Here is a 14211-nt window from a genome sequence, read left to right on the forward strand (position 1 = left end):
AAAGCGGCATAAAAAAAGGGCTATCCACTATATAGCAGATAGCCCTTTTTCTTAAATATTCCTAAGTTACTTACTTAACTTCTTCAAATTCAGCATCAGTTACGCCTTCGTTACCGGCAGCGCTTCCCTGAGGCTTACCTTCTGCACCTGCACCACCGTTAGCCTGGGCTTCCTGGGTTGCTTTGTACAGTTCTTCAGAAGCAGCAGTCCATGCAGTGTTCATCTCTGCAACAGCCGCATCAACCTGTGCTGCGTCACCGCTCTTATGTGCTTCTTTCAGTTTATTCAGGGCAGTTTCGATAGTGCCTTTTTTATCAGCAGGGATCTTGTCACCATATTCTTTCAGCTGTTTCTCAGTCTGGAAGATCAGGCTATCAGCCTGGTTCAGTTTCTCGATCTTTTCGCGCGCTTCTTTATCTGAAGATTCATTAGCTTTCGCTTCTGCTTTCATTTTTTCGATCTCATCTTTGCTCAGACCACTACCAGCTTCGATACGGATGTTCTGGGTCTTACCAGTTCCTTTATCTTTCGCAGTTACGTGCAGGATACCGTTCGCATCGATGTCGAAGATCACTTCTACCTGAGGCACACCGCGTGGAGCTGGTGGGATACCATCCAGGATAAAGCGACCCAATGTACGGTTCTGGCTTGCTAAAGGACGCTCACCCTGCAGTACGTGGATCTCAACGCTTGGCTGGTTATCAGCAGCAGTAGAGAATGTTTCCGATTTTTTGCTTGGAATAGTCGTGTTAGCTTCGATCAGTTTAGTGAACACACCACCCATGGTTTCGATACCCAGAGAAAGCGGGGTAACGTCCAGCAGCAGTACATCTTTCACCTCACCGGTCAGTACACCACCCTGGATAGCAGCACCGATTGCTACAACTTCATCCGGGTTTACGCTTCTGTTAGCTTTTTTACCGAAGAATTTCTCTACTACTTCCTGGATCTTAGGAATACGGGTAGAACCACCTACCAGGATTACCTCATCGATCTCAGAAGGATTCATGCCTGCATCTTTCAGTGCTTTACGGCAAGGTTCCAGTGTTCTCTCCACCAGGGTATCAGCCAGCTGCTCAAATTTAGCGCGGCTCAGTTTTTTCACCAGGTGTTTAGGAACGCCATCAACTGCAGTGATATAAGGCAGGTTGATTTCGGTTTCCTGAGAAGAAGACAGTTCGATCTTTGCTTTCTCTGCTGCTTCTTTCAGACGCTGCCATGCCATTGGATCCTTGTGCAGGTCAACCGCTTCATCCTTCTTGAATTCTTCAGCCAGCCAGTCCATGATCACTTTATCGAAGTCATCACCACCTAAGTGAGTGTCACCGTTAGTAGATTTTACTTCGAATACGCCGTCACCCAGTTCGAGAACGGAGATATCGAAAGTACCACCACCAAGGTCAAACACAGCGATCTTGCTGTCAGCGTGTTTTTTATCAAGACCGTAAGCCAGTGCAGCAGCAGTAGGCTCGTTGATGATACGGCGAACAGTCAGACCTGCAATCTCACCAGCTTCTTTAGTAGCCTGACGCTGCGCGTCATTGAAGTAAGCAGGTACAGTGATTACGGCTTCGGTTACTTCCTGACCCAGGTAATCTTCCGCAGTTTTCTTCATCTTCTGAAGGATCATTGCAGAGATCTCCTGTGGAGTATATAACCTGCCATCAATATCGATACGTGTAGTGTTGTTTTCGCCACGTGCTACTTTGTAGCTCCAGTGAGGAATTTCATTGGATACTTCGTCAAAGTGACGACCCATGAAACGCTTTACTGACATAATGGTGTTCACCGGGTTAGTGATAGCCTGACGTTTTGCAGGGTCACCCACCTTTCTTTCACCATTCTTTAAGAAACCCACAACGGAGGGCGTAGTTCTGCGTCCTTCATCATTGGCAATCACTACCGGTTCGTTACCTTCCATAACGGCAACGCATGAGTTGGTAGTTCCTAAGTCAATACCTATTATCTTTCCCATAATTATAAATATTCTCGCTTGTAGTTGTAGATAGATTTTGTCTCCGATGAACCAAATGTCAATGATTATGCCAACGGATGTGTCATGCAATTATGTCAGTCAACGGTGTCAGTTCACCGCCAGTAACCGACAAAAGCGGCATTCCGACTGAACAATTTTCATGTAAAGGGGTTGTATGGGGTAAATCATGGCACCAACCATGTCTGACGAGTAATGTAAATTCAGTTAATCTTTAACCCTGAACAATTATGAAAAGCTCCTCTTTTTTCCGGGCAGCCTGTATGCTGGCCCTTTTTGCCCCGTTATGCACATTAGCCCAGACCACCGTTAACGGCCCCATTTTTACAGATGGCCCTGGCTACAGAAGATGGTCGGTAGGCATCAATGGGGGATTGCTGGCCCCGGTTGCAGCCAGTGGCGGTAGTAATGATTTCACAAAATGGAAAGCCTCTGCCGGCTATGGGGCGTATATAAAATGGCAATTGTTACATTCCCTGGGTATCCGGGCCGATTATACAGGTGGCAAGCTGGCAGGAAACAATGACCGCAAACTGGGGAACGGCGATGCACCCGGCCGGGCGTTAAACTCCTTTGAGACCAAACTAAAGTGGTCCGCCAGCGTAAGCGCAGTAGTTAACGTAGCTACCATTAACTGGATGTATAAGAAGAACGCCGTACAAATCTATTTGTCTGGCGGTGGTGGACTGGCCGGCTATTCACCAAAGATCAGCACCCAGCTGGAAGGTGGTCTCACAAAATATAGTCAGAACAGTACCATCAAAGAATTCTATGTTCCTATCGGTGCCGGCCTGAAGTTCAAATTGTCTGAAGCCGTTAACCTCGATCTCGGGTATACTATGTATTACGTAGACGGAGATAACCTGGATGGCTTCAATTATGGCCCCGACAAGGATAAATTCTCTTATGGTTATGCCGGTCTTGAATTTCCTTTGGGCAAAAGGACCAAACCTCAGTTAAGCTGGCAGAACCCTGCCAGGGTCATGTATGATGAACTCGCCCAGCAGAAAGCGAACCTGCAACAGGAACTGGAAGCGTCCAGGGCGGCCAACGTCCGCCTCACAGCAGATGTGGATAAGCTGATAGCAGATGCAGATGGCGACGGCGTATCTGATTACTTTGATAAGTGTCCGGGTACAATGGCAGGGGCCAAGGTAGATGGCAGCGGCTGTGACCTTCCTAAAGATACCACCCCTAAACAGATCATCACCAAAGTGACCATCACAGAAGATGACCGCCGGCTGATCAAGGACGCTATTCAGAACCTGGAGTTTGAATTCGCCAAATCAAGTCTGAAACCCAGCTCCTACCCTACACTGAATAAAGTAGCGGAAATGCTCCGCACCAAAGGCTTTAGCCTCAAACTCGGTGGTCATACCGACAATGTAGGCAGCGCCACCAGGAATATGGCCCTTTCCAAAGACAGGGCTGAAGCCGTGAAACAATATCTGGTGGAACAGGGTGTAAATGCATCTAAGATTGAGGCAGTGGGCTATGGCGCCAATCAGCCGATAGCCAGCAATAAAACAGCAGCTGGCAGACAGAAAAACAGACGGGTGGAATTTACCATATATTAAAGAATACGGGCATAGATTTTGCTCACCTTGGCAAATTTCTATGAGGCTATTATGAAAAAACTGATCCTTTCTGTAATGCTGGCAGCTTGCGCGGCGTTTACAGCAAAAGCACAAACACTGTCTTTCGGCGTTAAAGGCGGTCTGACCATATCAAAACTGACCCAGTTTAATGATTCGAAAGTTCGTCCATCCGTTTATGCAGGTGGTTTTGCAAATATTGCTTTCACCGAAAGCATTGCGCTGCAACCGGAATTACTGTACTCCGGCCAGGGCACAAAATATGAACCACTGAACCAGACGATCACCTACCGCCTGAACTATATTAATATTCCGGTGATGTTCCAGTATCGCATTGTGCCTGAGTTCTTCCTGGAAGCTGGTCCGCAACTGGGTTTCATGGTGGCAGGAAAAACACATGCCGGTAAAGTAACTATAGATATCAGCGACGATACCAAGGCTGTCGATTTCGGTTTGGGCTTTGGCCTTGGATACCAGTTCCCTGTAGGTCTGGGCGTCTCTGCCCGTTATATGTTCGGACTGACAAACGTATTCGAAAGAAGCCTGGATGATAACAAGAACTCCGTCGCACAGATAGGCCTGTTCTATACGTTCAAACATCAGCATACAGCTTCGAAGAAGCGTAAACGATAATCGCCTGAAGGGCCGGCAGCACATTCTGCCGGCCCTTTTTCTTGTCCGGATACCGCTTTTCTTTGTTATATTATTATCTCTCCCCCTTACCCCGCTATATTTTTTATACCTTTGACGTTACTTTTTGCATTAACAGTTTATCAGCATGAGTGTTGTACAATCCATCAGAACTGCTGCTGCCGCAGCAATTAAGGCGCTTTTTGACCAGGTGATCCCTGCGCAGGACATTGCCATTAATACCACCAAACCTGAATTTGAAGGTGAATACACCATCCTGGTGTTCCCTTTGACTAAAGTCAGCCGCTTAAAACCCGAAGAAACTGCTGATCGACTGGGTAAATACCTGCAGGAACATAATCCTGACATCGTAGCAGGATATAATGTGATCAAAGGCTTCCTGAATATCCAGGTGAATGAACAATACTGGGCGCAATACCTGCAGCAACACTTCAATAACCGCAATATCGGTAAGAAGCCATCTAACGGTAAGAAAGTGATGGTGGAATACTCTTCTCCCAATACTAACAAACCGCTGCATCTGGGCCACCTTCGTAATAACTTCCTGGGTTATGCAGTATCAGAAATACTGAAAGCCAATGGTTATGAGGTGATTAAAGCCAACCTGGTAAATGACAGGGGTATTCATATCTGTAAGTCCATGCTGGCATGGCAGCTGTTTGCTCATGGTGATACCCCTGAGTCAACAGGTATAAAGGGTGACCACCTGGTAGGCGACTACTATGTGAAATTTGAGTCCATCCTGAAAGAACAAACAGAGCCTATCATCGCGCGTGCCCTGGAAAGAGACTTCAAAGACTTTGAAGGCGCAGACCTGGAACGTATAGAGAAACTGGTGACTGCCTTCCATAAACCTGAAATACAGGCTGACGGAGAAAAACTGGCTAAGCTGAACGACGATATCAAAGAACTCGCACGTAAGCAGACAGAGATTATGCAGCAGGCCAAGATCATGCTGCAGCAGTGGGAAGCAGGTAACCCTGAAGTAAGGGCACTCTGGGCAACCATGAACAGCTGGGTATATAAAGGTTTTGACCAGACCTACAAACGTCTCGGTATCGACTTTGATAAAATGTACTATGAAAGTGAGACCTACCTGCTGGGTAAAGACCTGGTAGAGGAAGGACTCGCAAAAGGCGTATTGTTTAAAAAACCAGACAACTCCGTATGGATCGACCTGACTGCCGACGGACTGGATGAGAAACTGCTGTTGCGTGGAGACGGCACATCCGTATACATGACGCAGGACCTGGGTACCGCCCGCCTGAAATACGACGATTACCAGATGCAGCAAAGTCTGTATGTGGTAGCGGACGAACAGAACTATCACTTCAAGGTATTACAACTCATCCTGAAGAAACTGCAGGAGCCTTGTGCAGATGGTATCTATCACCTGTCTTACGGTATGGTGGAGCTGCCAAGTGGGCGTATGAAAAGCCGCGAAGGTACTGTAGTTGATGCGGATGACCTGGTGGATGAAATGATCGCAACTGCAGAGGAACAGACCAGATCCTCTGAGAAGCTTAATGACATGAGTGAGGATGAATTGGGCTTACTGAATAACATGATCGGTCTTGGCGGATTAAAATACTTCTTGCTGCGTGTAGATCCTAAGAAGAAAATGATCTTCGATCCGAAGGAATCTATTTCCTTACACGGAGTAACAAGCGCCTTCGTACAGTATGCCCATGCACGTATCAAGTCCATTCTGCGTGAAGTAGCACCGGATGTTACCAAATTGGAAGGTTACTGTCATAAGGGCAGCCTGCTACCACTGGAAAAGGAACTGATCGTGTTGAACGAGCAATATGAAAACGTACTGGAAGAAGCAGCGAAAGAAATGAGTCCGTCTGTGATTGCTAACTATGTATATCAGCTGGCACAAACATTCAACTCTTTCTATGCGGAGAAAGTAGACGGTGTGCCTACTTATTCAGTACAGAGAGCCGCTACACCTGAACAACAGAAACTGCGTGTGCAGATCAGCATGCTGACTGCTATGACTATTTCAAAAGCAATGAAACTGTTAGGTATCGACGTTCCTGAAAGAATGTAGTCTATCTGATAGATATAAAAGTAAAGGGTTCGCCAAAAGCGAACCCTTTACTTTTATATCTATCAGACGTTTATGATCATGGTACTACCGCCAGAGCCCTATCACACATCGCCTCTCCTTTTGCCACCTCTCCCTGACCAATATACGATTTACCCAGCATGAACATAGCAAATGCATTAGCTGGTTGTATCCGAAGCAGCTTATCCCAATAACTGATAGCTGCTGTAAACGCTCCGGACAGATAATACTGGTGCCCTAATGCCTGTATCGCCCGTGTTTCATCGGCACGTAGTCCCAGACAAGCCTCCAGTTGCTGTATACCTTTAGCTGTTTCTTTGATATGCAGATACGACATTCCCAGGGTCAGACAAAGGTCTGCATCTCTTCTACGTCCTCTCTTAATTGCTGTTTCAAACGACTGTACTGCGGCAGAAAAGTCCTTCGTATTGAAATATAAAACGCCTATTGTATACCAGGCATCAGCCTGCTTTCCTTCCAGTTGTAAATACGCTTTATAGTAGCCAATGCTCTCCGGATATGTCTCTTCGAGTGCCGCTATCTCGGCCAGTTGCAGGTAAGCATTGGCGTAACTACTATCCAGCAATAAGATCTCCTTAAAGCATTGCCTGGCAGCATCAAAAGCTCCCGCATGACGGTAGCTGATACCTTCTTTGTAAAGAGTTTTCAATTTATTTCCTGGAAAAGCCATAGCAACTTGCACAAATAGTGTAGTCCATAACAGTAGACATAAGATACGGAAATTCAGCATAGCGTGTTATAGGGACCACTACAAAGATAGTGATTTTATTGCATATCTTCTGCGGTGAATCCCAGCGGCAGGAGGTGCCTGATAGTAGGGATCACAAAGACTTTACCCGTCTGCCCGCCCATAATGATCCTGATAGCCTGCTGCTGACGACCCTCGTACTCTGACAACGTCTGACGGCAGATGCCACACGGCGAGATCGGTGCGTCATTACTGCCTTTGGGATTGTGATAACTGACCGCGATCGTGAGTATGGGTACACCCGGGTATAATGAGGCAGCAGTAGACAATGCCACTCTTTCAGCACAGATACCTGCCGGAAATGATGCATTTTCCTGGTTAGTGCCACGTACCACGATACCATTGGCCAGCAGGATCGCTGCGCCTACATAAAAGTTGGAATATGGCGCATACGCCTGGGCGGTTACTTCACGTGCTTCTTCCAGTAAACGCAGATCAGCAGTAGGTAAGGCTGCGCTATCGGGGTAGGAATGGTATTCGAAGGAATGTTTGCGGATATCCATGAGAGAAATTAGGAATTAAGAATTAGGAATTGAAATGCAGCGAAGATCACTATGTAAAGTAATATAAAGAAAAAGGCGCTTCAAATGAAACGCCTTTTTCTTTATTTATTTAACAGGAAGTGATGAATTGCTGCATTGATACGGTTCAATTTGCCATCCCGATTCCTGATTATTTGATTGTCTTGAACAGTCTGTTCCAACGGATGCTTCCGTGGCCATAACTCATCCATATCAGCCATGCTTTACCTACGATATGATCTTCAGGAACAAAACCCCAGAAACGGGAATCCAGTGAGTTGTCACGGTTATCACCCATCATCCAGTAGTAGTTCATTTTGAAGGTATAGCTGCTTGACGGCTTGCCATTGATATAGAACTGACCATTTTTACCTTCCAGTGTATTGCCTTCATATACGCTGATGATACGATCGTAGAAAGCAATATTGGTGCTATCCAGCTGAACAGTCACTCCTTTCTTCGGAATATACAGCGGACCGAAGTTATGCTCTGTCCATTTGTAATGCGCGGTATCATGCGGGAATACACTCAGCAACTGTTTAGATGGGTTTACAAAAGGCTCAACACCTTTTACTACCGGCCATGTTTTTAACAGGTTAGCTACTCCCGGCGTGAGGTCATACAGGAAACGGCCGGCTTCAAACTCGCCTCCCATTGGGTTCGTATCCATATTCAGCTCATCCAGACGAACAGGATTCAGCTGCTCACCAGAAGTCGTTACAATATAACGACGCTCACTCTCAGGAGGGATCGGCGCCTGTGAACCATTGATGAATACCACTCCATCTCTGATAGACAGGGTATCACCCGGAATAGCCATACAACGCTTAATATAATTCTCACGTTTATCTACAGGACGGGATGTCACATGGTTCTGCGCCCATACGTTCTCACGTCCATTATTTCTTACCAGCTGGTAGTAGCTCTGCTCCTGTTGTTCCAGTGCTACTGTATCACCTTCGGGGAAGTTAAATACAACAACATCATAACGTTCCACATCTGAAAAACCTGGCAGACGTCTGTATTTCCACTGTACTGCTTCAGAATATGCCTTACTATACCTGGTAAAAGGCAGTGTATGATGGGTAAAAGGCACAGCCAGCGGCGTCATAGGAACACGTGGACCATAACTGATCTTACTAACGAACAGAAAATCGTTCACCAGTAAGGTCTTTTCCATAGATGGGGTTGGGATAGTGTACGCCTCAAAAATAAAAGTGCGTATCAAAGTAGCAGCGATGATGGCGAATATCGCAGCATCAAACCACTCTCTTATAGCAGATTTCTTCTTCTTTGGCTGACCCTCTTTATTTCTTCTCCAAAAAGCCAGGTTCATTAAGATTTGTTTAAGATATTTTAAAGATCAAATATAAGATACTGATTCTGCAAGCTAATTAATACTAACCAAAAGTTTTGCTAAAATAATAGGATTAGATTGATTTAATAAAGTTTTTTACATGTAAAAGCATTGAGAAATATGCACTTCGGAATACCTCTCCCTCCTTTCACCTCACCCCCGCATACCCTTTAAACGCAGTAGGGGCCTGCTTATACCAGCTCCTTTCGCAGTATTTCATTGATCTGAGGCGCACGGTTATACACCATAAAATGCCCCCCATCGGGAATAGTATAATCAGCCTTGATAAAACGGAGCGGGAAAGTCCTGTCCCTGCCACCATGAATATGTACAATAGAAGCCGGCATAAAATCATTGGCCCAGTTCACGACCACCCTTATCCCCCAGCGCAGGTAACCGTAGGAGGTTTTCTTCATATAGTCCGACAACAGCTCCATTTCTTCTGCTGTTTCTGCATTCAGGAACAGCTTCACCACACCTTTCCGGCGGGTAAAAATGATCGCATCCGGTAACCGGAGCAATGCCAGTAAACCGGTTCTCCGCACCCAGCCCAGATATGGCGGACGCTCTCCGGTATTCTTGATACTGCTGATCAGGATCACTTTACTGACCGGGCGCTGACGGGCTATCTCCACTGCCAGCATTCCCCCAAAGGAGACACCTACCAGTGTCACATCCTCGTGTTCGATCCTGGCAGCCATACGGGCGGCATATTCCGGAAATGTCTCCTCCGGTACAGGTGTTAACCAGTCAAGATAATGTACGGTATAAGCTGCGGGGAAACTAAGGTGTTTGAAGATCCGTTCGTCTGCTCCCATTCCGCTGAGCAGGTATAGGTGCTTGTCCATAATACGGTAACTAAAATGCAGGATTATTAATGATGCAATGAGGCTGGCGGGTTACTCCTGACTGGTATATGATGAAAATGGCTGTCCACCGTATAGTGAACAGCCATTTTCCTTTATTAAGCGTTCATTTTCTTCTTGTCCCTTGCAGGCAATACATAGTCAAATACATCCTCGGCAGTGATGGTCTTACCGGAGAGGATGACCAGGCGGGCTACCACGTTACCCAGTTCGCGGATATTACCAGACCAGTTATGTTGCTGTAATGCCTTCATGGCCTCCTTATCTACTGTCTTCCTGGCCATGCCGTATTCCTGACAGGCACTTTCCAGGAAGTGCTCTACCAGGGCAGGAATATCATCACGGCGATCATTCAGTGAGGGTACATGGATCAGGATCACACTGAGACGATGGTACAGGTCAAGACGGAAGTTCTTGTCCTCCACTTCTTTCAGCAGGTCTTTGTTGGTAGCTGCTACCACACGTACATCCACGCTGATCTCTTTATCGCCCCCAACCCGGGTGATCTTACCTTCCTGTAATGCCCTTAACACCTTGGCTTGCGCACTAAGGCTCATATCACCTATTTCGTCCAGGAACAGTGTACCACCATTCGCCTGTTCGAACTTACCGATACGTTGTTTTACTGCGGATGTAAAGGAACCTTTCTCATGACCAAACAGTTCACTTTCAATTAGTTCACTAGGTATTGCGGCACAGTTCACTTCTACAATAGGACCGGCTGCACGGTTGCTCAGCTCATGTAACCAGCGGGCTACCAGCTCTTTACCCACCCCGTTCTCACCTGTCACCAATACACGGGCATCCGTAGCGGCCACCTTTTCAATGGTCTCCTTTATCTTCAGAATAGGCGCTGACGTCCCGATCATTTCCTGTGTCTTGTTCACTTTACGGCGCAGCGTCTTGGTTTCAGTAACCAGGTTGCTCTTGTCCATCGCATTACGCAGGGTGATCAGCAGTCTGTTAAGATCTGGTGGTTTAGAGATATAATCATAAGCTCCTTTCTTCACGGCATCTACCGCTGTGTCAATATTACCGTGGCCTGATACCATGATGATAGGCACATCGGTATTGATCTCTCTGGCCTTCTCCAGAAATTCCAGCCCATCCATTTTGGGCATTTTAATATCGCAGAGCACAGCGTCATACTGCTTATCCTTGAACAGCTTAAATCCTTCCGCACCATCAGCTGCTTCCTCTACCTTATACCCTTCATAACTCAGAATTTCAGATAGCGTTTTACGTATGCTTTTCTCATCATCAATTATCAGAATGCTGGCCATATCTTTATTTTAGTGAACAACGAACAAAATTAAGGCAAAATACTTGATAGTGCCCAAGATAACAAATGCGACACCAACCCCTGCCATTTGTCTACAGTTTCTATGGACTTTCGACATTAATCCGTAATTTCAATGATCGTTTTCCCTCAAATCCTGTAATTCACTTGGATATGCAACAACTTTTAGAAGAATTAAGGCGGAGGCACCAGCTGGCTGCAGCGACTGCTTATCCTCCTACCAGTGCGGTGAACGACTTTGCCAACAACTTTATAAACTGGCTCTTCCCCGAGTACACAGGGAAAGTGATGGCTGATATTGTATTACTGGAGGAATATGCCCACATGCTGCAAGGGGAACTGCAGCAATTGTTGCTGCCCATGCAGCAGCAGCTACCCTCGTCCGCCGAAGACCTGAGCGTACAGTTCATGGAACAGGCGCCCGTTATTTACGACGCTTTGCAGAAAGATGCAGAAGCCATCTATAAAGGCGACCCTGCTGCCACCTGTATGTATGAAGTGATCCGGGCATATCCGGGCTTCTACGCCATTGCGTTCTACCGCATTGCACATGCCCTTCACCAGCTGAAAATACCACTACTACCCCGTATGATCACTGAACGGGCCCATAGCTGTACCGGCGTAGATATACACCCGGCGGCGGTGATCGCTCCGTATTTCTGCATTGACCACGGCACCGGCATCGTGATAGGTGAAACAACGGTGATTGGTGCAAATGTCAAACTCTACCAGGGGGTGACACTGGGTGCCCTGAGTGTGGATAAAGACATGGCACGCAGCAAACGCCATCCTACTATTGAAGATAACGTCATCATCTATGCAGGAGCTACCATCCTTGGTGGCGATACCGTGGTCGGGCATCACAGTATTATCGGCGGAAATGTTTGGCTGATCAAAAGTACTGCGCCTTTCAGCCGTATCTATTACCGGGCTGACGGGAGTATTAATGTTGTAGAAAACAGTTATTAAATGCATTCGATATTAGATCTTGTTGGTAACACGCCCATGGTTGCGCTTAAAAGTGTCAGCGCTAACCCGAATGTGACCATTTACGCAAAACTGGAAGGGAATAATCCGGGAGGAAGTGTGAAAGACCGTGCAGCCTATGGTATGATCAAAGGTGCACTGGACAGGGGAGAGATTAAACCAGGCATCAAACTCATAGAAGCGACCAGCGGTAATACCGGTATCGCACTGGCCATGATCGCCAGCCTTTTTGGGGTGGAAATAGAACTGGTCATGCCGGAAGATGCGACCCGCGAAAGGGTGCTCACCATGGAAGCATTTGGGGCAAAGGTGATCCTGACGCCAAAGGAGGCCTCTATGGAAGGCTCCATCGATTATGCCAATGCACAGGTGGCAAAAGGGGGCTATCACATGCTGAACCAGTTTGCCAACCCGGACAACTACGGCATGCACTATAAGACCACCGGACCTGAAATATGGCGGGATACTCAGCAGGGAGTAACGCATTTTGTGAGCGCCATGGGGACCACCGGGACCATCATGGGTGTGTCCAAATACCTGAAAGAGCAGAACAACCAGGTACAGATAGTGGGTTGTCAGCCGACTGAAGGCAGTAAGATACCCGGCATCCGCAAATGGCCTGAGGCTTACCTTCCGAAGATCTTCGACAGATCGAGGATAGACCGCGTGATGGACATCTCCGAGGAAGAAGCAAAAGCTATGACCCGCAGGCTGGCCAAAGATGAAGGTATTTTCTGCGGTATGAGCAGTGGCGGGGCGGTATCAGCAGCGGAAAGGATCTCCAGGGAACTCGAGCATGGCGTGCTGGTATGTATTATTTGCGACAGAGGAGACAGGTACCTGTCCTCCGACCTGTTTGGTTGAGTCAACATTGATCCCCCTGCTGGAATTACCGGCAGGTTGTAAAATAAAAAGAGGCCGCATCTGAGATACGGCCTCTTTTCTTTTATAACAAAGTAGCTGTTACTTCTTCATGTACATCACTTCTTTCACCAGTTTCACAGTGCGCTCTACATCAGGCAGATAACCTTTTACCAGGTTAGGAGCATAGTGCATTGGAGCATCAGCAGCAGTGATACGGCGGATCGGAGCGTCCAGATAATCAAAACCTTCTTTCTGGATACGGTAAGAGATCTCAGAAGAAACGCTCGCAAATGGCCATTGTTCTTCTACGATCACCAGGCGGTTGGTTTTCTTAACAGACTGCAGGATGGTGAACCAGTCCAGCGGACGGATCGTACGCAGGTCAATCACTTCGGCCTCGATACCTTCTTTCGCCAGTTCTTCAGCAGCACCCAGCGCAACTTTCATCATTTTGTTGAAAGAAACGATCGTTACGTCTTTACCGGCACGTTTGATATCAGCTTTACCGATCTCAATGATGTATTCTTCTTCAGGTACTTCGCCCATATCACCATACCCTACCTCGCTCTCCATGAAAACAACCGGATCGTTATCACGGATAGCCGCTTTCAGCAGACCTTTACCATCATATGGGTTAGATACTGAGATAACTTTTAAACCTGGGATATTTGCATAGTAGCTTTCGAAAGCAGTTGAGTGCTGTGCACCCAGCTGACCCGCGGAACCGTTAGGTCCACGGAAAACGATAGGACAACCTACCTGGCCACCACTCATTGCCAGCATCTTAGACGCTGTATTCAGGATCTGGTCCAGTGCTAGTACGGCGAAGTTCCAGGTCATAAATTCAACGATCGGGCGAAGACCATTCTGAGCAGCACCAACAGCGATTGCAGTGAAACCCAGCTCGGCGATTGGCGTATCAATTACTCTCTTAGGGCCAAATTCGTCCAGCATTCCCTGGCTAACTTTGTAGGCTCCGTTATATTCGGCTACTTCCTCTCCCATCAGGAAAACGCGGTCATCACGACGCATCTCTTCCTGCATGGCTTCTCGTAAGGCTTGTCTGAAAGCTATCTGACGCATGCTGTTACTCTTAAAGTTTGAAAGTTAAATGCCCTAATTTATATTAAGGCAGGGGCAAAATTATTGTTTGTTGACGAAAAAGCAAAGTAAAACTTCAGAGTAAAATCCACCAGATTTTAAATACTATATATTAAATATTACATATATTAGC

Annotated in this window: 12 protein-coding genes; 5 read left to right on the forward strand and 7 right to left on the reverse strand. The window is 46.8% G+C overall.

Features of this window, described 5'->3' with window-relative positions; translation table 11 throughout:
- Window positions 1–70 precede the first annotated feature (70 nt).
- Window positions 71–1975, reverse strand: a complete 1905-nt coding sequence (gene dnaK, locus GWR21_RS11670; protein ID WP_162331921.1) for a molecular chaperone DnaK — start codon at window positions 1973–1975, stop codon at window positions 71–73.
- Between the two features lie 248 nt (window positions 1976–2223).
- Here dnaK and GWR21_RS11675 point away from each other — a divergent pair, with 248 nt between their 5' ends.
- From GWR21_RS11675 to GWR21_RS11685, 3 genes are all read left to right on the forward strand, one after another.
- Window positions 2224–3570, forward strand: a complete 1347-nt coding sequence (locus GWR21_RS11675; protein ID WP_162331922.1) for an OmpA family protein — start codon at window positions 2224–2226, stop codon at window positions 3568–3570.
- A gap of 51 nt (window positions 3571–3621) precedes the next feature.
- Window positions 3622–4221, forward strand: a complete 600-nt coding sequence (locus tag GWR21_RS11680; protein ID WP_162331923.1) for a porin family protein — start codon at window positions 3622–3624, stop codon at window positions 4219–4221.
- A gap of 145 nt (window positions 4222–4366) precedes the next feature.
- On the forward strand, window positions 4367–6295 hold the full coding sequence (locus tag GWR21_RS11685; protein ID WP_162331924.1) for an arginine--tRNA ligase: 1929 nt from the start codon (window positions 4367–4369) through the stop codon (window positions 6293–6295).
- Window positions 6296–6371: 76 nt separating this feature from the next.
- Here GWR21_RS11685 and GWR21_RS11690 read toward each other — a convergent pair whose 3' ends face one another.
- From GWR21_RS11690 to GWR21_RS11710, 5 genes are all read right to left on the reverse strand, one after another.
- Entirely contained in the window at window positions 6372–6983 is a 612-nt protein-coding gene (locus tag GWR21_RS11690) for a tetratricopeptide repeat protein (RefSeq protein WP_162331925.1), read from the reverse strand.
- A 116-nt stretch (window positions 6984–7099) separates the two neighbouring features.
- The gene (cdd, locus tag GWR21_RS11695) at window positions 7100–7585 is read right to left on the reverse strand and encodes a cytidine deaminase (protein ID WP_162331926.1); all 486 of its coding nucleotides are present in this window, start codon (window positions 7583–7585) and stop codon (window positions 7100–7102) included.
- A 169-nt stretch (window positions 7586–7754) separates the two neighbouring features.
- Window positions 7755–8939, reverse strand: a complete 1185-nt coding sequence (gene lepB, locus GWR21_RS11700) for a signal peptidase I (RefSeq protein ID WP_162331927.1) — start codon at window positions 8937–8939, stop codon at window positions 7755–7757.
- Between the two features lie 212 nt (window positions 8940–9151).
- A complete protein-coding gene (locus GWR21_RS11705; RefSeq protein ID WP_162331928.1) occupies window positions 9152–9808 on the reverse strand; it encodes an alpha/beta fold hydrolase in 657 nt (218 codons plus the stop codon).
- Between the two features lie 116 nt (window positions 9809–9924).
- Window positions 9925–11109 (reverse strand): sigma-54-dependent transcriptional regulator, encoded by a 1185-nt coding sequence (locus tag GWR21_RS11710; RefSeq protein ID WP_162331929.1) that lies wholly within the window; start codon window positions 11107–11109, stop codon window positions 9925–9927.
- 170 nt (window positions 11110–11279) lie between these two features.
- On the opposite strand from GWR21_RS11710, the gene GWR21_RS11715 reads away from it, so the two are divergent.
- Window positions 11280–12095 carry a serine O-acetyltransferase gene (locus tag GWR21_RS11715; RefSeq protein ID WP_162331930.1) on the forward strand — a complete coding sequence of 272 codons (816 nt, stop codon included), beginning with the start codon at window positions 11280–11282 and terminating at the stop codon, window positions 12093–12095.
- Complete coding sequence (gene cysM / locus GWR21_RS11720) at window positions 12096–12977, forward strand: cysteine synthase CysM (protein WP_162331931.1); 882 nt, start codon at window positions 12096–12098, stop codon at window positions 12975–12977.
- 99 nt (window positions 12978–13076) lie between these two features.
- On the opposite strand, the gene GWR21_RS11725 is transcribed toward cysM, so the two are convergent.
- The gene (locus tag GWR21_RS11725; RefSeq protein ID WP_162331932.1) at window positions 13077–14060 is read right to left on the reverse strand and encodes a pyruvate dehydrogenase complex E1 component subunit beta; all 984 of its coding nucleotides are present in this window, start codon (window positions 14058–14060) and stop codon (window positions 13077–13079) included.
- Window positions 14061–14211 lie beyond the last annotated feature (151 nt).

The organism is Chitinophaga agri, from assembly GCF_010093065.1.
In the GTDB taxonomy this organism is placed as follows: Bacteria; Bacteroidota; Bacteroidia; order Chitinophagales; family Chitinophagaceae; genus Chitinophaga; species Chitinophaga agri.

Coding starts and splice junctions, on each gene's coding strand:
- dnaK (WP_162331921.1), bottom strand. CDS start 1,975: ATGGGAAAGATAATAGGTATTGACTTAGGAACTACCAACTCATGCGTT.
- GWR21_RS11675 (WP_162331922.1), top strand. CDS start 2,224: ATGAAAAGCTCCTCTTTTTTCCGGGCAGCCTGTATGCTGGCCCTTTTT.
- GWR21_RS11680 (WP_162331923.1), top strand. CDS start 3,622: ATGAAAAAACTGATCCTTTCTGTAATGCTGGCAGCTTGCGCGGCGTTT.
- GWR21_RS11685 (WP_162331924.1), top strand. CDS start 4,367: ATGAGTGTTGTACAATCCATCAGAACTGCTGCTGCCGCAGCAATTAAG.
- cdd (WP_162331926.1), bottom strand. CDS start 7,585: ATGGATATCCGCAAACATTCCTTCGAATACCATTCCTACCCCGATAGC.
- lepB (WP_162331927.1), bottom strand. CDS start 8,939: ATGAACCTGGCTTTTTGGAGAAGAAATAAAGAGGGTCAGCCAAAGAAG.
- GWR21_RS11705 (WP_162331928.1), bottom strand. CDS start 9,808: ATGGACAAGCACCTATACCTGCTCAGCGGAATGGGAGCAGACGAACGG.
- GWR21_RS11710 (WP_162331929.1), bottom strand. CDS start 11,109: ATGGCCAGCATTCTGATAATTGATGATGAGAAAAGCATACGTAAAACG.
- GWR21_RS11715 (WP_162331930.1), top strand. CDS start 11,280: ATGCAACAACTTTTAGAAGAATTAAGGCGGAGGCACCAGCTGGCTGCA.
- cysM (WP_162331931.1), top strand. CDS start 12,096: ATGCATTCGATATTAGATCTTGTTGGTAACACGCCCATGGTTGCGCTT.
- GWR21_RS11725 (WP_162331932.1), bottom strand. CDS start 14,060: ATGCGTCAGATAGCTTTCAGACAAGCCTTACGAGAAGCCATGCAGGAA.